Origin of the sequence: Desulfovibrio piger ATCC 29098 (genome assembly GCF_000156375.1) — a bacterium.
GTDB lineage: Bacteria > Desulfobacterota > Desulfovibrionia > Desulfovibrionales > Desulfovibrionaceae > Desulfovibrio > Desulfovibrio piger.
The window spans coordinates 138,045-163,433 of sequence record NZ_DS996355.1 but is presented as its reverse complement, the minus strand read 5'-3'; the positions used below and the strand labels follow the sequence as shown (position 1 = coordinate 163,433).

At 58.9% G+C, this 25,389-nt stretch carries 23 protein-coding genes and 1 tRNA gene; 10 read left to right on the top strand and 14 right to left on the bottom strand.

Annotated features, from left to right (window positions below; translation table 11 throughout):
* Positions 1-26 precede the first annotated feature (26 nt).
* The 4 genes from DESPIG_RS04050 to DESPIG_RS04035 all read left to right on the top strand — a co-directional run bounded on the left by DESPIG_RS04050 (position 27) and on the right by DESPIG_RS04035 (position 5,397).
* Entirely contained in the window at positions 27-1,727 is a 1,701-nt protein-coding gene (locus DESPIG_RS04050) for an FAD-dependent oxidoreductase (RefSeq protein ID WP_006005334.1), read from the top strand.
* Between the two features lie 145 nt (positions 1,728-1,872).
* The gene (locus tag DESPIG_RS04045) at positions 1,873-3,408 is read left to right on the top strand and encodes an outer membrane homotrimeric porin (protein ID WP_006005332.1); all 1,536 of its coding nucleotides are present in this window, start codon (positions 1,873-1,875) and stop codon (positions 3,406-3,408) included.
* A gap of 62 nt (positions 3,409-3,470) precedes the next feature.
* Positions 3,471-3,713, top strand: coding sequence for a 4Fe-4S dicluster domain-containing protein (locus DESPIG_RS04040; RefSeq protein WP_006005330.1), 243 nt, complete (start codon positions 3,471-3,473; stop codon positions 3,711-3,713).
* A gap of 1 nt (position 3,714) precedes the next feature.
* Positions 3,715-5,397: an FAD-dependent oxidoreductase gene (locus tag DESPIG_RS04035; RefSeq protein WP_006005328.1), complete on the top strand. Its 1,683-nt coding sequence runs from the start codon at positions 3,715-3,717 to the stop codon at positions 5,395-5,397.
* 363 nt (positions 5,398-5,760) lie between these two features.
* On the opposite strand, the gene DESPIG_RS04030 is transcribed toward DESPIG_RS04035, so the two are convergent.
* A complete protein-coding gene (locus DESPIG_RS04030; RefSeq protein WP_040369251.1) occupies positions 5,761-6,843 on the bottom strand; it encodes a CapA family protein in 1,083 nt (360 codons plus the stop codon).
* Positions 6,844-7,028: 185 nt separating this feature from the next.
* Between DESPIG_RS04030 and DESPIG_RS04025 the strand changes: the two genes are divergently transcribed.
* Positions 7,029-7,469: an acyl-CoA thioesterase gene (locus tag DESPIG_RS04025; protein ID WP_006005322.1), complete on the top strand. Its 441-nt coding sequence runs from the start codon at positions 7,029-7,031 to the stop codon at positions 7,467-7,469.
* Between the two features lie 237 nt (positions 7,470-7,706).
* On the opposite strand, the gene DESPIG_RS04020 is transcribed toward DESPIG_RS04025, so the two are convergent.
* From DESPIG_RS04020 to fdnG, 10 genes are all read right to left on the bottom strand, one after another.
* Positions 7,707-9,443: a potassium channel family protein gene (locus DESPIG_RS04020; RefSeq protein WP_006005320.1), complete on the bottom strand. Its 1,737-nt coding sequence runs from the start codon at positions 9,441-9,443 to the stop codon at positions 7,707-7,709.
* A gap of 380 nt (positions 9,444-9,823) precedes the next feature.
* On the bottom strand, positions 9,824-10,012 hold the full coding sequence (locus tag DESPIG_RS04010; protein ID WP_006005317.1) for a rubredoxin: 189 nt from the start codon (positions 10,010-10,012) through the stop codon (positions 9,824-9,826).
* A 53-nt stretch (positions 10,013-10,065) separates the two neighbouring features.
* Positions 10,066-10,467 carry a Fur family transcriptional regulator gene (locus DESPIG_RS04005; protein ID WP_040369377.1) on the bottom strand — a complete coding sequence of 134 codons (402 nt, stop codon included), beginning with the start codon at positions 10,465-10,467 and terminating at the stop codon, positions 10,066-10,068.
* Positions 10,468-10,543: 76 nt separating this feature from the next.
* Complete coding sequence (locus DESPIG_RS04000; RefSeq protein WP_006005313.1) at positions 10,544-11,689, bottom strand: glycerate kinase type-2 family protein; 1,146 nt, start codon at positions 11,687-11,689, stop codon at positions 10,544-10,546.
* Positions 11,646-11,942 (bottom strand): DUF4147 domain-containing protein, encoded by a 297-nt coding sequence (locus DESPIG_RS14490; RefSeq protein ID WP_306345853.1) that lies wholly within the window; start codon positions 11,940-11,942, stop codon positions 11,646-11,648. The genes DESPIG_RS04000 and DESPIG_RS14490 overlap by 44 nt, the downstream gene beginning before the upstream one ends.
* A 66-nt stretch (positions 11,943-12,008) precedes the next feature.
* On the bottom strand, positions 12,009-12,584 hold the full coding sequence (locus DESPIG_RS03995) for an FmdE family protein (RefSeq protein ID WP_040369249.1): 576 nt from the start codon (positions 12,582-12,584) through the stop codon (positions 12,009-12,011).
* A gap of 308 nt (positions 12,585-12,892) precedes the next feature.
* Positions 12,893-13,273, bottom strand: coding sequence for a cytochrome c3 family protein (locus DESPIG_RS03990; protein ID WP_050760260.1), 381 nt, complete (start codon positions 13,271-13,273; stop codon positions 12,893-12,895).
* Positions 13,274-13,349: 76 nt separating this feature from the next.
* Positions 13,350-14,309 carry a formate dehydrogenase accessory protein FdhE gene (locus DESPIG_RS03985; protein ID WP_006005304.1) on the bottom strand — a complete coding sequence of 320 codons (960 nt, stop codon included), beginning with the start codon at positions 14,307-14,309 and terminating at the stop codon, positions 13,350-13,352.
* Positions 14,310-14,377: 68 nt separating this feature from the next.
* Complete coding sequence (locus DESPIG_RS03980) at positions 14,378-15,037, bottom strand: 4Fe-4S dicluster domain-containing protein (RefSeq protein WP_006005302.1); 660 nt, start codon at positions 15,035-15,037, stop codon at positions 14,378-14,380.
* A 48-nt stretch (positions 15,038-15,085) separates the two neighbouring features.
* Positions 15,086-18,127 carry a formate dehydrogenase-N subunit alpha gene (gene fdnG / locus DESPIG_RS03975; protein WP_147589066.1) on the bottom strand — a complete coding sequence of 1,014 codons (3,042 nt, stop codon included), beginning with the start codon at positions 18,125-18,127 and terminating at the stop codon, positions 15,086-15,088.
* A 594-nt stretch (positions 18,128-18,721) separates the two neighbouring features.
* On the opposite strand from fdnG, the gene DESPIG_RS03965 reads away from it, so the two are divergent.
* The 4 genes from DESPIG_RS03965 to DESPIG_RS03960 all read left to right on the top strand — a co-directional run bounded on the left by DESPIG_RS03965 (position 18,722) and on the right by DESPIG_RS03960 (position 22,019).
* The gene (locus tag DESPIG_RS03965) at positions 18,722-19,204 is read left to right on the top strand and encodes a hypothetical protein (protein WP_006005296.1); all 483 of its coding nucleotides are present in this window, start codon (positions 18,722-18,724) and stop codon (positions 19,202-19,204) included.
* A 1,134-nt stretch (positions 19,205-20,338) separates the two neighbouring features.
* Positions 20,339-20,623, top strand: coding sequence for a hypothetical protein (locus DESPIG_RS13600; RefSeq protein ID WP_147589065.1), 285 nt, complete (start codon positions 20,339-20,341; stop codon positions 20,621-20,623).
* 15 nt (positions 20,624-20,638) lie between these two features.
* A complete protein-coding gene (locus DESPIG_RS13135; protein WP_081446814.1) occupies positions 20,639-20,854 on the top strand; it encodes a helix-turn-helix domain-containing protein in 216 nt (71 codons plus the stop codon).
* Between the two features lie 667 nt (positions 20,855-21,521).
* Positions 21,522-22,019, top strand: a complete 498-nt coding sequence (locus DESPIG_RS03960; protein ID WP_006005284.1) for a tyrosine-type recombinase/integrase — start codon at positions 21,522-21,524, stop codon at positions 22,017-22,019.
* 340 nt (positions 22,020-22,359) lie between these two features.
* On the opposite strand, the gene DESPIG_RS03955 is transcribed toward DESPIG_RS03960, so the two are convergent.
* The 3 genes from DESPIG_RS03955 to hslU form a co-directional block, all read right to left on the bottom strand.
* A tRNA-Leu gene (locus DESPIG_RS03955) sits at positions 22,360-22,446 on the bottom strand.
* A 92-nt stretch (positions 22,447-22,538) separates the two neighbouring features.
* Positions 22,539-23,276: an endonuclease I family protein gene (locus DESPIG_RS03950; RefSeq protein ID WP_006005282.1), complete on the bottom strand. Its 738-nt coding sequence runs from the start codon at positions 23,274-23,276 to the stop codon at positions 22,539-22,541.
* Between the two features lie 223 nt (positions 23,277-23,499).
* Positions 23,500-24,810, bottom strand: coding sequence for an ATP-dependent protease ATPase subunit HslU (gene hslU / locus DESPIG_RS03945; protein WP_006005280.1), 1,311 nt, complete (start codon positions 24,808-24,810; stop codon positions 23,500-23,502).
* Positions 24,811-24,970: 160 nt separating this feature from the next.
* On the opposite strand from hslU, the gene DESPIG_RS03940 reads away from it, so the two are divergent.
* A complete protein-coding gene (locus tag DESPIG_RS03940; protein ID WP_006005279.1) occupies positions 24,971-25,240 on the top strand; it encodes a hypothetical protein in 270 nt (89 codons plus the stop codon).
* Positions 25,241-25,389 lie beyond the last annotated feature (149 nt).

Here is a 25,389-nt window from a genome sequence, read left to right as displayed (position 1 = left end):
ATGCACTTTCCAAGGAGTTTGTAATCATGCCCCCGAGATATAGCCGTGAAATAACGCGCCCCGTCGTGCTGGGCGCCCAGCTGAAAGAGCAGTTCCGCACTTCGCCCTGCGAAACTTCCTGCCCCATCGGCAACTCCATCCAGAAGATGAACTCGCTCATCGAAAAAGGCCAGTTCACCGAAGCCCTGCGCTACCTGCGTGCCAAGAACCCCTTCCCGGGCATCACCGGCCGCGTCTGCCCCCACTTCTGCATGGATGCCTGCAACCGTAAGGAAATGGACGGCTGCCTGAACATCCGCGCTCTGGAACGCGCTGCCGAGACTTTTGCCGAACGCGGCCACGTCTTCTTCAAGCGTCGTCCCGCCACCGGCAAGAAAGCCGCCGTCATCGGCGGCGGCCCTGCCGGCCTGACGGCCGCCTACTTCCTGGCCCTGCTGGGCCACGAAGTCACCATCTATGAAGCCGAGCCCCTGCTGGGCGGCGTGCCCCGCTACGGCGTGCCGAACTTCCGTCTGCCCCGCGATGTGGTTGACCGCGAAGTGGGCCTGGTGCTGGAAGCTGGCGTGCGCGCCTGCGTCAACACCCGCGTGGGTGTGGACATCACCATGGAAGAGATCTCCGCCCGCTACGATGCCGTCATCGTGGCCACCGGTGTGCCCGCTGAAAACAGCCTGCCCATCCCCGGCGCCGAAAAGGCCGTCAAGGCCGTGGAATTCCTGCGTGCCGCCGCTCTGGGCCAGAACACCGGCAAGATCGGCAAGAACGTCGTCATCATGGGTGGCGGCGGCGTGGCCTTCGACTGCGCCTTCACCGCCCGCCGCCTCGGCGCCGAGAACGTCCATGTGATCTGCCTGGAAAAGGCCGGCGAGATGCGTGCTCCTGCCGAAGACCTGGAACTGGCCGCCAAGGAAGGCGTGCATGTGCACAATTCCTGCACCATGTCCGCCATCCGCACCGAAGGCGACAAGGTCACCGGCGTGGACTACTTCGAAGTCAAGGACTGCCACTTTGACGAAAAGGGCAAGCTGACCCTGGAAGCCGTGCCTGGTGGCGAGCATGTCCTGGAATGCGACACCGTGATCTTTGCCGTGGGCATGAAGACCGACCTGGCTTTCCTGGGTGAAAACGCCGGTGGTCTGGAACTGACCCCCCGCAACTGGATCAAGGTCGACGAAAGCCAGCGCACCTCCAAGGCCGGTGTCTTCGCCGCCGGCGACGTGTCCGCCGGCCCCGCCTCCATCGCCCGTGCCGTGGGCGACGGCCGCCGCGCCGCCTTTGCCGTGCACCAGATGCTGACCGGCACCAGCAGCCGCGTCTACGCCCTGAACGAAGAAAACATGATCGAAGACTGCGACGCCATGGGCAGCGACACCGCTCCCTATGTGGTGCAGTACGCCGACATCTACGGCATCGCCCAGTATGAGAGCGTTCCTTCCGAAAAGGAAGCCGAAAATGCCTGTACCAAGGCTTTTGCCGAACTCAACCTGGGTCTGACCATCGAACAGGCCCAAAAGGAAGCCGCCCGCTGCTTCCACTGCGGCCACTGCAAGGCCTGCGGTACCTGCGTCGAGGACTGCCCCGGCTATGTGCTGGAGATGCGTCCTTACCAGGAAGCGGAACGGCCCGAAATGGTCCATGGCGAAGAGTGCTGGCACTGCGCCAACTGCCGCACCAGCTGCCCCTGCAGCGCCATCGGCTTCACATTCCCCCTGTTTATGCAAGTCTAGCATGATGGAAAGGGCGGATCGCATGATCCGCCCTTTTTAAGATTGCACCAGACCCCCTGAGGCCCCCTTTCGGCCTCCGGGTCTGCTTCTGCACCCAAGTTTCCGGGCTTTGCCCAAAAACTACTGTCTCTCTGGAGGAAGGATTATGAAAAAGATCTGGTGTCTGCTGCTGGCAGCAGCCATGGTGACGGGAGCCGCCCAGGCAAGCCACGCTGTAGACTTCAAGGCCAAGGGGGTATGGCTGGCGAGTTTCCAGTATGGTCAGAACGGCAACTTCACCAATGGCGGGCATACCGGCTATGACCCGAGCGAAGACGAGTTCGAGGCCCGCTCCCGTGTCCGTCTGGTCATCGACGCCGTGGCTGACGAAAACCTTTCCGGTCAGGTCTACTTTGAAATCGGCAAGTCCATCTGGGGCAAGGCCGACAATCCCCAGGGCGGTATGGCCCTGGGCGCCGACGCATCCATCGTGAAGCTCAAAAGAGCCTTTATCGACTGGCGCGTGCCCAATACGGACCTCAAGCTGCGCATGGGTATCCAGGGCATCGGTCTGCCCTACATGGCCATGGGCGGCCCCACCGTCTTCCAGTCCGACGTGGCCGCCATCACCGCCAGCTACGTCTTCAATGAGAACGCTGCCATGACGGCCTTCTGGGCCCGTCCGTACAACGACAACTATGTGGGCGATGCCGACGGCGACCAGAAGAATTTCATGGACAACATGGACATGGCCGGCCTGATGGTGCCCCTGACCTTTGACGGCGTCAAGCTGACCCCCTGGGGCATGTTCGCCTCCATCGGTTCCAACACGTTCCGCAATGACAGCTCCAAGAACTATGCCTACGTCGGCAACAAGATCAACGGCGTCAACGGCGGCTATGCCCTGAGTGGCCTGTTCCCCCTGCGTGCCGACCTGCTGAGCCACAAGGAAAAACTCAATGCCTACGGCACCGCCTGGTGGGGCGGCCTGAGCGGCGAGATCACCAAGTGGGATCCCTTCCGCATCGCCTGGGACTTCTCGTACGGTAATGTGACCTATGACGACGGCTCCCTGAACCGCTCCGGCTGGCTGGCCGGCCTGCTGCTGGAATACAATCTGGACTGGACCAAGCTGGGCCTGTTCGGCTGGTACAGCTCCGGTGACGACGACAACGTGGGCAACGGTTCCGAACGCCTGCCCACCATCAGCAACGACTACGGTCCCTGCAGCTTCTCCGGCACCTTCATGGGCCCGGACATCAATGGCCTCGAACGTGACCGCGTCATCGGCAACAACCTGGTGGGCACCTGGGGCGTGGGCTTCCGCCTGAAGGACATGAGCTTCCTGGAAGACCTCAAGCACACTTTCCACATCAGCCTGCTCGGCGGTACCAACGACCCCGGCATCCTGAAGAAGTACCACGAGCGTACCAATCAGTGGATGGCTCCCAACAATCCCGAAGGCACCACCAAGGTCGGCCGCGAGAACCTGTACCTTACCACGCGTGACTACGCCCTGGAGTTCGGCCTGCTCAACGAATACAAGATCTATGACAACCTGCAGGTCAACCTCGAAGCCAGCTACATCGCCCTGTGGCTGGACAAGTCGGATGACGTCTGGGGCCAGAGCCTGACCGGCGGCGACCATCGCGATATCCGCGACGCCTGGAACGTAAGCGTGCTGTTCATCTACTCTTTCTAGCCAGCCCTCCTGAACACGGGCACGGCTGCACCTCCACTGCGGCCGTGCCCAAAGGAAAGATCATGATCGAAAGAATCGATGCCGCTATCTGTATCGGCTGCGGCGCCTGCGTGGAAAAGTGTCCTCTGGACGCCCTGCGGCTCGGTGAGGACGGCAAGGCCTTCATCGCCTATGCCGACGACTGTATGACCTGCTACATCTGTGAACGGCTGTGTCCGTCAGGCGCCATCTTCGTGCACCCGTTCCGCGAAGAACTGCCGCCTGTTTTCCCCGATATCCCCAAGGCCCTGGGCGGAGGACTGTAAGATGAACATGCATCATATCACTACGGACGTCCTGATCATGGGCGGCGGTTCCGCCGGCCTGTGGGCCGCCTACCGCTGCTCCGAACTGGCTCCCGAAGCCCGCATCTGCATCGTGGACAAGGGCCCCCGCGACTGGGGCGGCCTGATGACCATGGCGGGCGGCGATTTTGAAGCCGTCCTCCCTCCGGACAACGTGGATGAATGGGTCCAGGATTTCATCTATTATTTCGACGGCCTCTGCGACCAGGACCTCATGGAAGAGATCCTCGGCTGCGAGTTTTTCAAAAAAGAAGACGGCAGCATGAAATACGTCCCCCAGCGGGGACTGGAGCATGTGAAGCTGTATCCGGCCCAGCTCAAGGGCCGCGGCGGCGAACTGATGGTCAAGAACATCGTGCGCCAGCTCAAGCAGCGCTCCGTGGAGCGGGTGGGACGCATCCTGCTCACCGAGCTGTTGCAGCAGGACGGCCGCGTATGCGGCGCCCTGGGCTTCGACACCATCAACGGTGATTTCTACCGCTTCGACGCCCGGGTGGTCATTGCCGCCAGCGGCATGGGCGGCTGGAAGACCTCGTACGGCAAGAACACGCCCACCGGCGAGACCATGCAGATGACCTATGAGGCCGGTGCCGTCCTGCAGAACCTGGAATTTGCCCGCGTCTGGAACATGCCCCGCCTTTTCGGCTGGGAAGGCCAGACCGTGCTGATGCCCCTGGGGGCGCGCTTCGTCAATGCCGAAGGCGAGCCCTTCATGGAGCGCTACTCCCCCGTGCTGGGATCCAATACCGACCCCCATTACACCACCATGGCCATGGCCATGGAGATTCGGGCCGGTCGCGGCCCCATCACCTTTGACCTGAGCCGCATCCAGCAGGAGAACCTCATCCTGCTGCGCCCCCAGAACGGCTGGCAGAAGCTGAATTACGACAAGCTTTCCGCCCTGGGGCTGGACCTGTTCCGGGATTCCACGGAATGGGTGCCCCAGATGACCGTTTCGTACGGTGGCCTGCGGGCCGACGCCTGGGGCAACACCAATCTGGAAGGTCTGCTGGCTGCCGGTACGGCCCGTGCCACCGAGCCCGGTGTCTACGCCGGCGGTTTCGCCCTGATGACCACGTCCGTGCTGGGCCACATGGCCGGCGAGAACGCGGCCCGTCTGCTCCAGACGCTGCCGGAAGTCAAGAGCGACCTGTCCGATGCGGAGATCACCGCCCGCCAGCAGGCCCTGTTCGCTCCTCTGGGCAAGGAAGGTCTCACGCCCAAGGAAGTGCTGACCTCCATCCAGAAAACGGTCTTCCCCTACGGGGTCTCCATCCTCAAGAACGAATGCAGCCTGCAGGCCGCGCTCAAGGAACTGGAGCGCATTCGGGAAGAAGATCTGCCGCGCATGGCGGCGGCGGATCCCCATTACCTGCTCAAACTGCATGAGACCCGCGGCGTGGCCTTTGTCAGTGAAATGTACGTCCGGGCCTCTCTGGAACGCAAGGAGACCCGTGCGGGCCACTACCGGGAAGATTACCCCGTGCGCGACGATTCCCAGCTGGCCTGGCTCTGCCTGCGCAAGGATGCGGCCAGCAAGCCGGAATTCTTCCGCGTCCCCGTGCCGCTGGAGCAGTACAAGCACCCTGTGACCCGATACTACCAGGACAACTTCGCTTTCCCGACCAACGAAAGCGCCAAGTGATCCCCACCTCCTAGACGGCCCGATGCCATGCCCTCCCCCGGGCAGGAGGCACCCCCGCTTCCTGTCAAATGAAGGGGCGGCAGGAATACCCTGCCGCCCCTTCTTCTTTTGTCAAAGGATAACCGGCCCCGGACAGCCAGACAGGAAATGGACGACAGTCCGGCAACCTGCCGCATCTCGTACGCTGGAACAGGGCAAGCCTCTTGTGCCCGGCACTGCCAGGACGACGTCGTTTGCTCCGCAGCTGCCAGCGCCTGCCGCCCGTTTCCCATGTAGCTGGCCGGTGTAGCCGGGCGGACGCTCTGTTTGCGACTCGCCCATCCCGGATGCGGGTCTTGTCCGTTCCCCGGGGATCTTCAGCGCCTAAAGATTTTTCCAGAACAGGAAGATCGATTTTAGTCCGAATCCTTCATCAGCCTTCTTCGCATCCTGCCCGCTTCCTTCCGCCGGAGGCTGTGCGATGATGGCGGCAACCCTGGCCCCCAGATTCTGCACCTGCCGCAGCACGCCCTCATCCATGCGGTACAGGGAAAACTGCCAGTTTTTGGTTTTCCCGTACAGCCAGCAGGCGGATTTTTGACCTGTGACCGTGTCGAGACGGATGGACAGCAGGCGCACATCGTTCCGGCTCCGCCAGCCTCTGTTGCCGCCGAACAAGAAATTCCCCAGTCCCCAGGCCACAAAAGTCTTTCGTGGCGTGGCTTCCAGGGTCTCGAACCCGCCATAGCAATGACTGTGGGCAAAAAGGATGATGTCTGCCCCGGCGGCGGCGAACCAGCCCGCCCAAAGCCGCTGGCGCTCCGAAGCTTCGGAGAAACCTTCATCCCCGTCATGGGAATACAGGATGATCCAGGCTTCCGGTTCCCGGGCACGCAACGCCCGCACGGTCTCCAGCAGCTGGGGATAGGACAGTGTGACGATCCGGGGACCGCTGCCGATCTGCGACATGGGCGAGCCCGTCAGCAGGTAGACCGGAGGATCCCGTTGCGGCAAGAGAGAAAGTGGCGCAAAGGTGCCGCGATCATGCAGGCCGTTGTGGCGGATACGGGCACCCTCCAGCACGGTCAGCAGATTGGCCGCGCCCTCTTCCAGCCCGTCGAACACATGGTTATTGGCGGTACAGGCGGCTCCATTGGCAAACGCCATCTGGGGGAACAGCAGACCGTCGGCATGGAAGACGAAGGTATTCTGTTTGGAGACGGAAGAAAGACCGGCGATCTCGCAATTCCACAGGAAGATGTCCGCCTGTCCCAGACGCTGACGGGTCAGGGGCCCGAAAAGTTCTCCCGCCTGGGGCGCTTCGAGCATCCGGCCGCCCAGCAGCACGTCGCCGGCCGCCAGGATCTCCAGCATGCCTTCCGCGGCCAGGACCGGCCCCGACAGCAGCAGGAGCAAGCCCGCACATCCCAACCATTGTATCCACGCCATGGTCATGCGCTGCACCATGATGGTCCTTCCCTCCTGTCCCGAACACATGTCCTGTTTCCCCTCTACGCCGGGGCGGCAGGACAGACAAGCTAAATCTCTCCGGCAGGCAGCGGAAGCAGGGGAAAGGCACATGGCCTTTCCCCGTGGACAGGTATATGCTGCGTCCTGCAAGGCGGGCTGTACCGGTCTGCCAAGGAGGAACCATGCGCATCTTCACCCAGGAAATCATCGTCGCTCCCCAGCATATCGACATCCAGAACCGCGTCAGCAACCTGTGCTATGTCCAGTGGATGCAGGACCTGGCCATCAACCACTCCACTGTCCAGGGCTGGGGCGTGGAACGCTACGACGCGGAAGGGCACGGCTGGGTCGTCCGGCAGCACACCATCACCTACAAACGCCCTGCCCTTGCCGGAGACGTCATCACCGCCGCCACCTGGGTGGCCGAACTGGCCTCCCGCCAGAGCCTGCGCCGCTATCTGTTCTGGCGTGCCGCCGACCGCAGCGTCCTGGCCGAAGCGGCCACGGTCTGGATCTATATCGATATGGCGACCGGCAGACCTTCCCGCCTGCCAGCCTCCCTGCAATCGGCCTTCGAGGTCGTGGAAGACGACAAGGAAGTCTTGCAGTTCCTGCAGGGCTAACCCTCTCAAGGGCAAGCTGCTCCTGCCTGTTTCTCCAGATGTTTTCATCCCCCCGTCTCCCTTCTGCGGCAGGACGAAACACGCGCTCCCGGCAGTCGGCGCAAAAGCCACGCGAAGATCATCCTGTCCGTTTCCGAAGATCAGGCCGCAAAAAAGGGAGGCAGACGGATCTCCCTCCCTTTGTGATAGCAGATGGCCGCATACCGTGGCTGCGAATGCCTGAGCTGCTGCGACGCCTCAGCTCAAATCAGCATCGGCACAGGCCAGATTGCTGTCGATGCCATACCGTTCGCGGAAGCGTTCCTCGGCTTCCGAGTCACCGATGAGATACAGGGCATCCCCCAATTCGAACACGTAGCCCGGATCGGGGTTGACGTGCATGGTGCCGGTATGGTCGCGCACGGCCAGCACGCTGCACTTGGTCTTGTTACGGATGCCGCATTCCATCAGGCTCTTGCCCTGCAGCTGTCCCCGGATGGTATAGCGGAAGACGAGCAGGCGTTCGTTCAGCATCATCATCTTGTCCGGGGCCAGCAGATTGATGATGCTGTTGCTCACCAGCGAAGCCAGGGAAAGTACCTGGTCCGCACCGGCACTGTGCAGGCCGTTGACGTTACGGTCCAGCGATGCTCGGCAAAGGATCTGGGCATCCGGCCGCAGACGACGGCTGTAGATAGTCAGATAAATGTTGGCGTCATCGTCATGGGTGGTGATGATGATGGTGCGCGTCTTGCGGATGCCGGCCTTTTCCAGGACGGCGAGATCCGCGGCGTCCCCGTGCACATGGGGGATGGCACCGGAATTGATGTGCGGCTGCCGGTCCACGATCACCGCCGGGATCTTGCGGCGTGCCAGGTTCCGCGCCACGGCAAGCCCCACCCTGCCGCCGCCCAGGATGACCACGGGCGCGCTTTCCATCTCTGCCTTTTCCGGCTCACTGATCAGGCGGTCGAACGCCCGCACCTGCTTTTCCGTACCGGCCACCACCAGCACGCTGCTCTCCGTGAACATGGTATGCGGCCCGGGCAGCTGGAAAGCACCGCGATCCCAGACACCGACCACGTTGATGCCCGTCCGTTCGCGCAGACTGCAGTCCAGCAGGGTCTTGCCGGCTAAACTGCTGTGCATCACCGGGGCTTCCGCCACCACCAGACGGCCGAAGCGGCCCATGATGCTGGCCCGCTGGGACGAGCGGACCACCCGTCGGGCCATGGCCTCACCCAAAACATTGTGGAACTGGAACACCCTGTTGCACCCTGCCAGGCGCAGGATGTCCGTAGCGTCGGGGTTTTCCACCCCCGCGGCGATGACCACCTGTGGCGCGGCTTCACGGGCCGAGAAGACGATGTTGGTGCTGCGGATGTCCGTATCCATGACCACCAGCATGGCCGCCGTATCGGCGTGTAATTTCTGGTAGGTCTTCACGTCGTCATGGTCACCGGCGGCCACTTCGTAGCCCTGGTCGAGCAGGTCGAGGCCGGTCTGGGGATCATTGCACAGCAGCACGCGCCGGATGCCGTGGCGCGCCAGGTCGTCCGCCAGGTTGAGGGTGATGGGCCCGCTCCCGGCGATCAGCACATGCCCCCTGATCCCGGCAGGCAGACGGCGCGGCACCATGTCCTTTTTCTGGCTTTCCAGCCACGGCATATAAAAGTGCTGGATGAAGGTAAAGGGCATCATGATCAGGAAAAAGATCACGCCCGACATGAGCACGATGATGGAAAAAATGCGGCCCGGATCCGAAGAAAAGGTGATGTCCCCGAAACCGAGCGTGGACATGACCGTCAGTGTCCAGTAGACCCCGGTGATCCAGGAATGTTCCTTCCCCTCATATTCCATGAGCCAGTGGAAAATGACGCTATAGGCGGCGATCATGATGCACAAGGTAATGAAAAAGCGCCGCAGCACGATCATATTATGCTTTGCGCCGCGCTCGTGCAGAAAGGTCATGATCTGGGATGGTAGATATTTCATGCGCACCAGTCTGTTGCTGAAACAAGGTATTTTTTGAAGATACCAAAACAGTCAGGCTACGCAAGCATCTCTTTGCGGCCCTGTCCGGGCAGGACAACGGATACCCGAACGAAGGGCAGGGATGACAGATGCAGTCAGCGGGACCGCGCAGAACAGAACACCTGTTCGCCCGCACTCCCCGCATCACTTCTATCGCCGCGCAGTCCGGCACCAAGATCAGAGCAGCGCAGAACAGTGTTTTTTCGATGCGCGTCCGGCAGACGCACCGCTTGCCCCAACAAAAAGCACCCGTGTACCGGGTGCTCTACATTCCCTGTCTGCACGGATCAGTGCAGCTCATAATAAAAAAGGACGCCCCAAGGAGCGTCCTTGCCTGAATGCTAATTTTCTTCCGAGAGGCGACGGAAACTTTTCTTTGCCGCGCCACAGACCGGACAGCGCCAGTCATCGGGAAGGTCTTCGAATTTGGTACCGGCAGGGATCTTGTGGCGTTTGTCACCACGATCCGGATCGTAGACATAACCGCAATTCACCATCTGGCAACGCCACATATCCTGAGCTTCAGCCATAGCAATCTCCTTTGAAGGATCGGGACGGAAAATATCCGTCCCGAAAGTTGTGCTTACTTCAAGCCCTTGGCGGCGCAGGCTTCACAAATCCCGTCAAATTCCACGCGGGAATCGACGATGGAATAAAAACCTTCCACCTGCATGCCTGCCACAGAGGGTACCGGCAGGGGTTGCATGACATCACCAATGCGCCCGCAATGGATGCAGCGCACATGCTGATGCCAGGAAATATCGCCATCGAATCGTTTGGTCGTCCCTGCTGCTTCGAGCCTGCGGATCTCGCCGGTATCCGCCAGGAAATCGAGGTTACGGTATACCGTGCCGAGGCTGATGCGGGGCAGGCGCTCACGGACGATGCTGTACAGCTCATCCGCTGTGGGGTGTGTTTTGACTTTTCTCAGTTCTTCAAGGATGACAGCACGTTGCCTAGTCATTCTGGTCTGTGGTTGGGCCATAGCAAACTCCAAGTATTTAATAAACATTACTATTTAAACCTGTCATTGTCAAGCTATGACCATAAAATAAAAACTTTTACTGTCTCTTTTCCGGCCAGACCAGCAACACGGCCAGGTCCATCACGTTCGTCCGTGTGGGACCGGTGCGCAGCAGCGCGCCACACTGGTGCAGTATCGGATAGCTATCGTTATTTTCCAGGGCATGGCGTGCCTGTTCCATTCCCGTCACCGCCAGATTCCCGGCCCAGGCGCATCCACCGGCAGCGTCCGTGGGACCATCGGTGCCGTCCGTGCCGGCAAACAGGGCGCAGACATGCGGGCAGTCCTGCAAGGCCAGGCTGGCCGCCAGCGCCATTTCCTGATTGCGCCCTCCCCTGCCCCTGCCACGGAGCGTCACCGTCGTCTCACCTCCGGCCAGCAGGCAGACAGGCTGGGCGTCCGCCGGCAGTTCAGCCGCCATCTGCCGGGCCTGTGCCACCAGCAGGGCCGCCTGTTCCCGGGCTTCCCCCACCATCTTGTCCGTCAGGATGACAGGACGGAAACCCTGCTGCCGGGCCTGCTCCGCCGCCGCATCCAAGGCCTGCCGATTGGTGGCGACCAGGGCATTCTGCACATGCCGGAACAGGGCGTCCCCGGGCTTGGGGGTCTCGGCGTCCTGGCGCAGATAGCCTTTTTGAAGATGATCCAGAACAGCGGGCGGCATGGACGATGCCAGTTCATAACGGGCGAAGATGTCCATGCAGTCTGCAAACGTCGACGCATCCGGTGCTGTGGGACCCGAGGCGATGACATCCAGGGCGTCCCCGACCACGTCGGAAACGATGACGCTCACCACACCGGCCGGAGCGGCCGTCCGGGCCAGCTGGCCACCGCTGAAGCGGGACAGATGTTTCCTGACGGCGTTGAGTTCCGTGATGGTCGCGCCGCTGCGCAGCAGCAGCTCCGTCACCTGCTGCATGTCTTCCAGCGTGACCCCGGACACCGGGGCTGGCGTCAAAGCGCTGGCCCCGCCTGTGAGCAGGCACAGGACCAGATCATCTGCCGTGGTCCCGGCAGCCATATCCAGCAGTGCCTGCGTGGCCGTCGCCCCTGCCGCATCGGGGACGGGATGGGCGGCCTCCACCTGGGTGATCTGTTGCAACGGCAGGCCGTGACCGTATTTGACCACCAGCATCCCGCTATCGATACGGTCCCCCAGCAGCTCTTCCACGGCAGCGCCCATGGGGGCGACCCCGCCGGAACAGCTGCGTGAGGTCGCCCGCAAGTTCCACGGCAGCGCCCATGGGGGCGACCCCTTTCCCGGCCCCCAATACCAGCAAACGTCCCCGGCGCGGCAATGGCCAGCGATTCCCGTCCACAAGCAGGGCATCGCCTTCCAGACGGACATGGCGCATCAGGGCCGCATCGGGGGCCACAGCCCGCACCCCGGCATCGAAGATTGAATACAATACGGCTTTGCGGGCTTCCAGTTCCATCACGGTCTCTCCTGAAAAACAAAGGCCCACGGCAGTATGCTTTCCGTGGGCCCGGGACGACAGGGACTATTCCTTTCCGGCAAGGTAGGGACCATCCCCCTGGCAGGGACGGCACACATCGCCAAGCACAGCCGGATACCATTCCCCACAGCGGGGACAGCGGCGCACCATGCCTTTACCCTTCTTCACCAAAAAGTCGGGATGGATGCGTACAGGGGCGGCCTGGAGCAGGTCCATGCCGGCCGTGCGGATCTCTTCACGCAGCAATTCCGGCTCCTGCTCACGCTTGGGCTTTTCCTTAAGGAACCAGGCCCGCACATGCGGGTAGGCATCCAGCGCCTCCACATTGAGGCGGACGCGCGTCCCTTCCCCCGTATATTTGTCATACAGGGAAAGAGCATAGATACCAAAATGATAGACCTTCAACCAGCCGTTGCCCACCGTGCAGGGGGTCAGCAGCTGGATGGCATCCGGGAGACACTGGACCGTTTCCGAAACGGCGTCGTACAGGATGCCTCCCGGCAGGGTACGCCGTGCCATTTCCACCATATATCCGCCGATGATGACCCCGGGGGCCACATGGCCATGAAAATCCTTTACCACGGCCACAAAGGCATCGTGATCCCACTTTCCGATCCGCATGCATGTCTCCATTGAAAATCCTGCGGCTCTCCCGCATATTGCCCGACCATTGGCGGGCCTCCTCGCCGGCCTTTTGGAAAAACCGGCACACGAAAGCCTATGGCATGGAAGAACGCCGGACAGGCTGCCTGCCCTGCCGAAAGACCTATCCTATAAAGATACCCGCTTGTTGCAGCCCTGTAAACTGCATGGGCCGGGGAACCTGTCCGGCAAGGAATACGTACTCCCCCGTTTCCGGCGGCTGTCCGGGATCCAGAAAAAACTGCCCCGCAGGATCTCTCCCTGCGGGGCAGCAGACAGACTGTAGCTTACTTTCCTTCGGCCCCGCCACCCTGGGGAGGCATGTGACACGGGCGGCAGCCCGGCCCCACCATGGCCGTATGGCAGCCATAGCAGGAACGCTCGGAATTCTTGGTATGATACGCCCAGAACAGGCTCTGGGGATCACGTTCCCGCGTCCCCTTCAGGGAATGGCATTCTTCGCTCGCACCACAGGACACATAGGCATCCTTGGCATCAGAAGGTGCCGCGTGATGGCAGACGTCGCACTCCACGCTCTCATGGGTAGCGTGATCGAACTTTACCCACATCTTTTTATGCTCCGAGCTCTTGAGCTCGATGGGCTTGTCCGGAGCCTTGGCGTCGCCGGCCACGGCCCAGGTGGCCGCGCCGCCGATCAACGACAGCATACATATCGCAATGAGCGCTCGTTTCATGCGTTACCTCGTATTGACCGCTGGCCGCAAGGCAGCCACGGCAGTCGTGCTAAAACGTGTTCCAGAAAGCGGGATGGATGGGCTGCAAGCCTTTTTTGGCCGCGACCATATCCATATGGAGCATTCCCAGCGCCAGGGCGTCCAGATCGGGCGTCGTATCACGCTCGCGCAGGTCCACCGCCGGGCAGTAGGTCTTGCAGCGGGTGCACCAGTCCAGGCGCTCGCCCAGGGCATTCCCCGCCTCTTTCAGGATCTCCATGACGCCTGCCCCTTCTTCGCCGCAGAAGGGACAAGCCCCGCGGCGGAAGGTCCAGTCCGTGCCGCACAGCGAACAGTGGAGGTGTTTTTTGCCGCCACCGCCCGCCAGGAACGCGTTTTTCTCATCAAAAACAGGCCGGTCCAGATACGCTATGGAAGGCCCGGATCCGCAGACGGGGCAATAGCCCTGCCGCCAGGCACCTTCCACGTTCCAGGGAGCCTCCTTCCCATTCCCATGCGGCGACAGCTCCACCAGGGCCCGCAAGACGGGCCCCAGCATGAAGCTGAACGCGAACAGCAGCACCTGCACAGGCATATCCAGATGCTCCGCTATCTTTCCCACGTTTTCGGCACTCTCGGCCGTCTCGTTGAGCACGGCTTCCGCCAGGGCCACCGGAGCCTCAGGCCCCTGCGCAGCATCCACGAAGAAGGCCCGCAGCTTCGCCTCATGCGGCTTGATGACCTCCTGGGCCGCAAGCAGCGGGATCAGGGTCTCGGCCGCAGCCCTGAGAGCTGTCCCGATACCGGCAAGCGACATCTCCGCCAGCAACGGATACCCCTGCGCGGCCCGTTCACGCTGCATCTCGGGCAGACGGATACCGGCGGCTTGCAGCAAAGGCTTGAGCTGTTCGGGCAGCGCGGCCCGGGCAGCCAGCAGCGGGGCAAAGGCTTGCAGGACAGGGGACAGGACAGGACGGCGGGCAAGGATACCGCTGACGGTTTCTTCCACGCTTTGACAGGATGCGGCCATGGATACTCCGGCTAACGAAGCCTGCGGGCTTCGGAGAGAGGGTGGGAACAGGGAGAAGGCAACGACATTTAGCCGAAGGTCGCGTATTCGTGATAAAACTCGGCTTCCTCCGCAAGCAGGTAGATCACGCTGACTTCGTCAGGATCTGCCAGGAATGCCTTGGGATGAGTCTTTTTGACGACCTCCAGCCGCTTTTTGGCAAGGGCCAGGATCTCATCCCGTTCACCAAAGGCCATGGCCCCGGTGGGGCAGGTCTTGACGCAGGCGGGCAGCATCCCGGCAGCGACGCGGTCGGAACACATGTCGCACTTGGCAAGGGTCTTTTTGACCTTGTCATACCTGGGGATATTGTACGGACAGGCATGGATGACGTCTGCCATGTCCTGCTCGCTGAGCTTCTGGATCTTGTCGGTCACCAGCACGGCACCGGTCTTGGGATCCTTGATCACGGCGCCGGGCACGGCCATGTCGGCCACGTCCACACAGATGGGCGTGACGCAGTGGCGGCACTGGTCCGGGAAGAAGTTCCAGACCACGTTGCCCTGCTTGTCCAGATGCTCGTGGAAACGAACGATCTTGTAGTTGTTGGGGTTCAGATCCGGCGGATTCTGATGGCTCCCCCGCTGCTTGGTCTCGTTGGCGGGCAGATCGTGCCATTCCTTGCAGGCAAGCTGACAGCCGCGGCATGCCGTGCAGCGTGTGGTATCGACTAAAAATGCTTTCGGCATATCTTTGCTCCTTGGGGGGCGTGCCCCGAAGGGCACGCCCGGTGCTGGTTAAGCAATTTCCGTCAACTTGTCCGCCTTGCGGATGTTCACACAACAGGCCTTCGCTTCGGGGATGGTCGTGTTGGGGTCACAGGCCACAATGGTCAGACGGTTGGTGGAGTCGCCGCATTTCGGCGTCGTCCAGCCATAAGCAAAGGGCATACCGATCAGATGGACTGTCTTGCCCATGACCTTGAACGGACGGATGCGGACCGTCACCATGGCAATAGCTTCCACCTTGCCGCGGGCGCTTTCCACGATCACGCCGTCACCGTTGGCGATGCCCTTTTCCTTGGCCAGCTCGGGGCTCATCTCCACATAGAGCTGGGGCTCGGCTTCAAGCAGATTGGGCACGTTGCGGGTCTCACCGCCGCCACACCAGTGTTCCGTCATGCTGTAGGTCGTCAGCACGATGGGATACTTGGGATCGGCCGCCTTGGCCAGTTTGTCCATATCACTGGTATGGAACTTGTAGACCGGGCTGCTCAGCTGCTTGGAGAAGGGATGCTGCGCCACGGGCGTTTCTGCCGGCTCGTAATGCTCGGGGAACGGGCCGTCCAGACGGCCGGGGCCGTACAGCTGGGCGTAACCGTCCGTCGTCATGATGTAGGCCAGCTTGCCGTTCTTGGTATCGGCCTGCGGGGCCCAGGGGCCGTCCGGCACGTCGCCCACCCACTTCTTGCCGTCCCATTCGATGACGGCCTTCTTGGGATTGTAGGGCTTGCCGTTGAGGTCCACGGAAGCGCGGTTGTACAGGATGCGCCGGTTGACCGGCCAGCACCACGACCAGTTGGGATACAGGCCGATGGCGGCCTGCATGGGCGTCTGGGTCGGGTCGCGCCGCTTGGACTTGTTGCCTTCATCCTCCGTATAGCTGCCGGTGTACAGCCAGTTGAGGGACGAGGTGGTGCCGTCGGCCTGCAGATTGCCGAATGCCGGGACCAGATCGCCCTTCTTGTACAGACGGTTGCCGATCTTGGTATCGGCCCAGAAGAAGCCGTTGATGCGGCGGGTCCATTCTTCGGGGTCGTACTTTTCGGGCCAGTTCATCTTCAGCAGGGCTTCGGGCAGCTTGCCGCCCTCGGCCTTGTACAGCTCGCGCAGCTTGTTGATCAGCGGCACGAACATGTCGGCGAAGTTGCGGGCTTCGCCGGCGGGTTCCACGGCCTTGTCGAACCACAGCAGCCAGCGGCCGCTGTTGCTGATGGTACCGGCCTTTTCCACACGGTGCGCCGACGGCAGCAGGAAGACTTCGGTCTTCATCTTCTTGGGATCGACGCCGGGACGGTGCCAGTTGTCCGTGGTTTCGGAATTGTGCAGCTCGGCGCAGACCATCCAGTCCAGATTGTCCAGAGCCTTGCGCATCTTGTTGGTGTTGGGGAAACTGTTCATGGGGTTGACGCCGAAGACAAAACCACCCTTGATCTTGCCCTGGTACATCTTGTCCATGACATACATGTACGAATAGTCCGCTCCGGGCTCGCCCTTGGGCAGCAGGCCGTAGCAGAAATCGTTTTCCGGCTTGGCCTCTTCACCGTACCAGCCCTTGAGCAGGCTGGCGAAGTACTTGGGCCGGTTGCCCCACCAGTTGGCACTGTTGGGGATCTTGGTGACCGGGGTATTGGCCTTGTTGAACTGGGCCAGGGTCTGCCAGGGAGCCAGCGGCAGGCCGATATAACCGGGCAGCACATGGTACAGCAGAGCGTGGTCCGTGGAGCCCTGCACGTTGGGCTCGCCACGCAGGGCGTTGATGCCGCCGCCGGCCACACCGATGTTGCCCAGCAGCAGCTGCACCAGCGTGGAGCAGCGGATGTTCTGCACGCCCACGGTATGCTGGGTCCAGCCCAGGGCATACAGGATGGTGCCGGCCTTGTCGGGTTTGCCGGTGGCACAGAACTGCTTGTAGACCTTGAGCAGGTTCTCTTCGGAAACACCCGTGATGTCGGAGACGTTCCTCAGGGTGTAACGCGAATAGTGCTTCTTCATCAGGTTGAAGACGCAGCGTTCGTGCTTCAGCGTGGCGTCACGCAGCGGAGCGCCGTCCGGGCCCTTTTCAAAGCCCCACTTGCTCTGGTCATACTTGCGCGCCTTGGCGTCATAGCCGCTGAAAAGGCCGTCCTTGAAGTCATAGCCCTTGCCGACGATGAACGAGGCGTTGGTATAGTTGACGACGTAATCGTGGAAATAGCTGTTCGATTCCAGGATATAGTTGACCATACCGCCCAGGAACGCGATATCCGTACCGGAGCGCAGCGGCACGTGATAATCGCAACGGGCGGACGTACGGGAGAACTTGGGGTCGACGTGGATAAGCGCCGCGCCGTTGTCCTTGGCCCGCATGATCCATTTGAACGAAACAGGATGATGTTCAGCGGCATTGCTGCCGATAATAAGAACCACGTCGGCATTCTTGATGTCGATCCAGTGGTTGGTCATAGCACCGCGTCCGAACGACTCTGCCAGAGCCGCAACAGTGGGGCTGTGTCAGACCCGGGCCTGGTGGTCCATTTGGACAACTCCCAGGCCGCGCATGGCTTGATGGATGACCGCGCATTCCTCGTTGGAGGCGTGCGAGGTGCCCATCATGAAAATGCTTTCCAGACGGTTGACCGTCTGGCCCTTGCTGTTTTTGAGGATAAGATCCTTGTCACGCGTATCCTTCACGCGACGGGCGATCTTTTCCAGCATCCATCCCCAGTCCTTTTCTTCCCACTTTTCACTGTAGGGCGCCCGGTACAAAGGCTTGGTGAGGCGGTGCGGGTTCGTGTACATGGAGAACAGGGCAGCGCCCTTGGCACACAAGGCACCTTCGTTTACGGGGAAGTCGGGATCGCCTTCCGTACTGACGAGCTTACCGTCACGCACATAAGCGATGACCTGACAGCAGACAGCGCAGAACGGACAGATCGTGATGACTTCCTTCGCGCCTTCTATCTTGAGACTCCCGGCATAGGCCTGGGCCTCGCCGAGGTTGAAACCGAACTGGCTGAGCGAGAGACAGAGGGCACTCACGCCTGCCAGTTTCAGGAATCCCCTTCGTGTGTAGCTCATAGGCTTCCTCTCCTGGGTCAGGATGAAACAAGGAACATGCCGGAGGGAGTGCTTGCCTGGCGGCTGCGAGCTCCGGCACGTTTTTTCTGTGAAGCGTTCCTGAAACAAGGTGCCCCACAAAAAATATTTTATAAAACCGTAGCACCGAAACAGAAAGTTCGCAAGGGGATACGACAAATAAACGATGTTGTTCAAAACGGGACAAAGCCGTACGGCCAACCTTGCCCTCTGATCCGGCCAATTTCATCTATCTGCTTCAACTCGTTGAGATGTATAGTTAAATATATACAGCTCGTCTGGGTGTGGATCCGCTGTCTTTCCTCAAAACTATGAGGGATGCTCCGTTGCCCTTACGGATACATCTCTCACCGTGCCATAAGACAAAAAGGAAGAGGGCTTATGTCTTTTCTGTAAAGTCCCCACAAGACCATGAACATAGGCATCCAAAGGATCCCGTCAGGAAGGCCCCTTTCACAGCGCCAGCCACATCCATCTGTATGGTATGCTGCACGCCCTTTCCAACGGCAGCTATCCGCTCCTCTTGCCTATCCACCAAGAAACGTTTAGCCTTTTTCAAACTTTTAGGAGGATCATATGCAGAAAGTCCTGACGTTTACGGCAACCTGCCTTCTGGGCATCCTTCTTTGCGCATCCGTGGCGCTGGCTGCTGAAGTGAAGACCGATTACTTTACGCTGAACCTGCCCTCCGGCTGGACCCAACCCCAGCCTGTCCAGTCTGCCCAGGGCGCTACCATGGCCATCCTCCAGAACGCCGCTGAACAGACCGTTGTTACTGTGGCCGTCACCCCTGTCCCCCTTTCCGCCAAAGATCTTGCGACCCAGACCCTTACCAATATGAAGGCTGCCGGTTTCACGGTCTCTGAACCTGTGGCTTCCGGCGATTCCTACATGGGAGAATTTTCCAAGGAGCAGGTCAAGGGCATCAGCTACTTCAGCGCCAACGGCAAGCTCGGCAGTGTCATCACCATCATGGGCGCTTCCCTTGATGCCGGCAAAAAGATGCTGAAGGACAACCTCAAGCCCGTCGACAGCAAGCTCTTCCCCACGGACTTCTAGCCACCGCGCTGTTCTCGGCTTTATGCGACACGAAGGCCCTCGCTCCAGCAGAGCGAGGGCCTTTTTCCTGTCGGTAAAAGGCGGGAGAAATCCCGCTTGATTTTTGCTTTTCTGCTGCCAATAGTGCCGCAAACTTATTCCGACGGCTTCACGGCCCAGGCCTTAAGTGTCACGCTCTTCCCCCCTGATAAGGTCCCGCAACGCTACAACTGGCCGACAGGGGAACCAGTGAGCTATGCCAGGCCCTTCAGCAGCAAGTCGGATAGGGGAGGAGCAATTTTCACCCCGTGAAATTGCGAAGCATAAGGGTCTCCCTAGGTACATGGCTCCTCTCTTGCCATCTTGATTCGGCATAAGAGGAGAAAAGCCCCTCCCTAAAGAATCCCCTATCCTTTCCCTAAACTTTCCCTTAGCTCTTCTTGGTTAAAGGTTCTAATAAGATTTTCTTTTATGATTGTGATAGAGCATCTTCAAATAAGAATACCTCTAGTAAACTGTAGTAACATCCCTATCCCATTGACATTCTATAGTTATCCAAGATAAAATATCTTCCTTTTCTGATAGACAGAAAAGCTGAAGCCGTGTGGAAAGTCAGGCTGAAGGTTGCGAAAGAGGGACGGAAGGAGAACTGAAGGGGCTCGGAGGTGTCTCTGGAGCTGGCTGGACCACGGGATCGAGAGGTTCCTAGGGTGGGGCTGTGGGAATCGTAGGTGGCACCGGGATGTTTTTGGCAGAAAAATTTGAAAGCCCTACACGATGTATAGAGAGCCTGGCTCCCCCCATCGGCCCAAGGCCAGTGAATCCTGTCCAAAACCTATTGGAAAGGATGGCCTGCCCTGCCCAAACCTCTATATATGTAACCAAGGCCGCAACCAAAGGAAAACCGTTGCTATTCCTTGCGTTGCGATGGATTATAAATCCTTTTTCCGGTTTTGGCCTGCCGCCCTGGCCTGAAAGCAGAAGGCGTCAGGATTCTTTACAGCTTGTGGAAACCGCTTCTAATTTTAGATATATCTATTCACAAAAATAAGACAAACAATACGGAGACAACGGAAAATGAAAAAGTGCATTTTATTATTTTGTTTTTTATCCTGCACACTGTTTTTGGCTTGCTTCAAGCCTAATCTGTCAACGATGCCGGATAACGAAAGACAAGAACTTAATAAAATAACAGAAAAATATTACAATTGTGTTGTCAAAATCATAGCAAATACAGATGATTTTAAAACAGATATAGAAACACTCGCTGATAATGCTATTTATTTATGTAAAAAATACGAAAAAGAATCTACTGCAATTATAATTAACTATGATGGTGGTGAATGGTCCAGTGTTGGCTATAATGATGCCATGCGAGAAGATGTAAAAAGGCGGGCAATATACACTTCTCTGAATGGTAGGAAAACAAAATATCAATAGAATAGGAATGGCAAAATGCCTGTAGAATTGAACGGTGTATATTATACGATTGCCGAGGCAGCGGAGTGCCTGGGATACGCTGGGCAGTCTTCAGTACGGCAAGGCTGTATCAACGGCACGATACCTGCCCACAAACTAGGCAATACATGGTTAATAGAGGAAAAGACCTTACTTGAAATCCTCAAAAAATCCGTAAAACCACAAGGAAATCGTGGTGTTGCAAGAAAATAATTTTTTAGACAAAAACGTCTTAAAAAGGACTTGCGAGGGCGGAAGAAGCACAGGGATGCAAGTCCTTTTTCTTTTGCCTCTATTTAGACAAAAACATCTAAAAACTCTTTCACAATCCGCCGGTATGCTTCGCCACGCCGGGCCGCCCACACGGAAAAGCAATCTGGAGCCTCTGCCGTGTGCCATAGGGAACACTTCGGAAAAGTTGACTTGAAGCAGAAAAAACTGAAGTATCCAACTATGAGCAATACAAATGAAAGAATCAAAAACTGGGCAGCCGCTTGGCTAGAGAAAATGTCCATTGTGCTATTTTCAATGACTTGTTCAGTTGTTCTTCATGGTCTTTCTGGCTAGGTCTTTTCTGTGCAGCTAGTAGCTTATGCTTGACCTTAATTAAGGAGAAATAAAAATGAGCATGCTTGCACTGACGACAATCCTTTGTATATTGGTTGCGGCTATAGGCCTCTATGCTGCCTTAACAAAGTAAATACTAACCATCCCACACCTCACCAAACACAAAGCCCGCTTAGGTCTAATCCTAGGCGGGCTTTTCTATTTCAAAAAATCAAACTATACACACCCAAAAACAGGAGCATATAACATGCATACCAATACAAATAGTTCCGACACCTTTTCGGGGACGACACCTCGGAGGGGATGTAAACACATGGCAACCAAGAAGAAAGACACTATCATCCTGCCCAGGGGCATCCGTCCTCACCGCTCCGGCTACATCGTGGACGTGACCGTAGGCGGCAAGCGCCGGATCAAGACCGCCGCCACGCTGGAGGCTGCCCTCCTTGCCCGCGAGACGCTCCGCTGCGGGGAACTGTGGCGTCTCGAATGCCGGGACATCGACCTCGAACGGGGCACCCTGACGGCATGGAAGACCAAGAACCACCATCCCCGCACGGTCCCCATCGTGGGCCGGATACGCCCCATCATCGAACGTAGGATGCGGGCCTGTGGCGGAACGGGAAGGCTGCTCCCCATGGGCAGCAACGATTGGTTGCGTCGTCCGTGGAACATCCTCCGCTACCACATGGGGATGGACGATGACCCACAGTTCGTCCCCCATATGCTCCGCCAACATGCGCCACCCGCTTGTCATAGGCGGGGGGGTCCATGCCCATCATCAAAGAGTGGATGGGGCACACGAGCATAACGACCACAGCGCGTTACGCACACTTCTCTCCCTCTGACTTGCGCCATGCAGCCACCCTTCTTGGGGATTAGGTTGCACTAATTGGAGAAACGGAGAAGGCTCCGGGCATAGTTTTTACAGGTAATTCTTTGTGACAACAGGAAGCCCTCTGGTTGCCGCAACCAAGCAACAAAACATGCAACCACAAGAGGAAAAAGCCTGGGAATTGCGTAAGGAATCATAGAGGTTATACCCGGCATAACAAATAGCCCCTTGAATCATGGCCCTTGCCGCAACCACTTTGGGTACAGCAGCCATGCTCCAAGGGGCTATCACCTTATGTAAGGTATTCATTTCTTTATGGTACCGGGAGCGAGACTCGAACTCGCAAGGTGTTGCCACCGACGGATTTTGAGTCCGTTGCGTTTACCAATTCCACCATCCCGGCGTAGCCGCAGGCCAGAAGCCCACAAAGTTTTTAAAGATTACAGGCGATAGGTGTCTTCGTCAAGTTTTTTACGTCCTGTTGCCTGCATTTCTTCAAAAAATGCCTTCATTGTCTTTTTGCAAAAATGCGCTCTCCTGCTCCGGCCAAAGGCCTGCAGACAGGCAGGGCTCCTTGACGAACCTGTTCTCGTTGCCCTGCAAGCGTTCTATGCGACTTGCCCGACGGCACTCCCAGGCGTCCACAGGATATTGGCGCGCCCAGGCTTGCATGAGCTGCCGTTGCTGACGGCTCAGACGGTAATGCTCAGCATAACTGTCAGCCATATAGAGGCTTGAGCGTGCGATCTGACCGCGCGCCCGTTCCGGCGGCTCCACCTTGTTGCCGCTGACCTTCATGGGGCAGGAACCAAACGCAGAAGGGACGCCCGGCCCCAGCATCTGGAAATTTTTGTTGGAACGCACGGCATTGACCTTTTCCGCGCAGGCCCGTCCCCTGAAAGTTTTGCCCTTGCGATCCACACAAAGGGCGTGACCTTCCCGCCATTCCGAAAATGCCCTGCCGAAATTCTCGGCAGGGACGACATGCTCCCACTCCACTCGCGCAGAACGCTTCTGGTGCTTATCGGTCGTAAAGCCCTGCAGCAGCTCGACCTGCTTGTGCGCATCGAAAAAAGCTCCGCAATAGAGCGTCTGTCGATGGTCATAGTAAACTTCCTGCTCCAAAAGCCGCTTGGCTTTGGCAAAACTTTCGTGTTGCATATTGCCCGCTGCCCTGCCCTGTGCAGGCAACACCAGCAACAAAGCCCACAGCAACCACACGATCCTTTTCATGATGATACCCTCGAAAAGTGCCCGCGTATGGCCTGACTATGGGGCGCAGCCTTTCCAAAAGATGAAATCCGCGGACAAATTTTAGAGGGTATATAATATTCTCTATATACTTTTCAAGATATGCCTTCCACGAAGACACTGCGAAAACACCAATAAAAAAGGCCCGTCATCAACGACGGGCCCTTCCCTGTCCGCCCTCCGGGAGGGCAGCGGTCATATCTGTTTACAGGATATATTGGCTCAGATCCTGATCTTCCCGGACATCACGCAGATGCTCCTGCACATAGGCCCGGTTGACCACGATCTGCGCACCGGGCATGTCCGGCGCATCAAAGGAGATGTCCGCCAGAATCTTTTCCATGATGGTGTACAAGCGGCGGGCACCGATGTTCTCACTGGTGGCATTGATCTCTTCGGCAAAAGCGGCGATCTCTTCGATGCCGTCTTCCGAGAACTGCAGACGGATCTGCTCGGTCCCCAGCAGGGCGGCATACTGCCGCGTCAGGGCATTGTGGGGTTCCGTCAGGATACGCAGGAACTCGTCCTTGCCCAAGGCATTGAGTTCCACACGCAGGGGGAAGCGCCCCTGCAGTTCGGGGATCATGTCGGAAGGCTTGCTGAAATGGAAAGCACCGGCCGCGATGAACAGGATATGATCCGTGCGCACCATGCCGTACTTGGTATTGACGGCCGAACCTTCCACGATGGGCAGCAGGTCACGCTGCACGCCCTCGCGCGAGATATCGGACGTGCGGTTCTGGGAAGAGCTGGCGATCTTGTCGATCTCGTCGATGAAGATGATGCCCATCTGCTCCACGCGCTCGCGGGCCTTGTCCACCAGGGCCTCCTGATCCACCAGTTTGCCGGATTCCTCCTGGATCAGGACATTATAGGCCTCGCGGACCTTCATCTTGCGGCGGCTGCGGCGCGGCGGGAAGGCCTTGCTGAACATGTCCCGCACCTGGTTGCCCATCTGTTCCATGCCGGGGATGGCGAACATGTCCACGCCCTGAGCAGGCTGCTCGGTCACTTCGACTTCCACTTCGCGGTCATCCATAAAGCCGAGGCGGAACTGCTGGCGCAGCTTTTCGCGGGTGTCGTTGCGGTCGCCGCCAAAAGAATTGGGCAGCAACAGATCCAGCAGACGGGATTCGGCAGCAGCTTCGGCAGCGGCCCGGACACGGGCATTTTCTTCTTCCCGTACAAGATTGATGCCGATCTCCATAAGATCGCGCACCATGGATTCCACGTCGCGGCCCACATAGCCCACTTCCGTGAACTTGGTGGCCTCGACCTTGATGAAGGGAGCGCCGCTCAGCTTGGCCAGACGGCGGGCTATCTCCGTTTTGCCCACACCGGTGGGGCCCATCATGATGATGTTCTTGGGCGCGACCTCATCACGCAGCTCCTCAGGAAGATGCTGACGACGCCAGCGGTTACGGACAGCAACAGCGACCATACGCTTGGCCTGTTCCTGTCCCACCACAAATTTATCCAGTTCTGCCACGATTTCACGCGGGGTGAGTGTGCTCATTGCATCTCCTGCGCGTCCTTCGACGCTCTATTTTCCAGCCGGACAACCTGTAAACGGTCCGGCGATTTTTCCGGCAGTCATGCCTCCTTATATATGAGCATGATTTTGCCTCTGACAATGGCCCCATTGCCGAGAACCTGCTTTTTTCCTATCGTGGCCCATGCACCTTTCCCATATCTTCCATCTTCCTCCCCTGCCTCCGGGGCTTGACTGGCTGCCGCCACTGCTGGGCATAGCGGCTTTTCTTCTGCTCCTGCGCATGGTGACGCGCGGTGCCTGCCGGTTATGCCTGCTGGCCATCCTGCTCCTTTTGGCGCTGGCTGCCTTCCCGCATCATGATCTGACCATGTTCGCCCTGGGGGGCATCGCCGTCTGGTGCCTGATGCCGGAACGGGATCCAAAAGAGAAAAGGCAAAGCGACCGGTCCTGATGAAGTCCTAGCTTGCTCTACCCGGTATCCACAACGCGTCCAACGGCGCTATACTCTCTTTTGCGAATCATTCTGATCGTTGCCGGACGACACGGCCGTCATACCCGCATTGCCCCCTGCCCCCTTAGCGTGACCATCAGCAAACACCA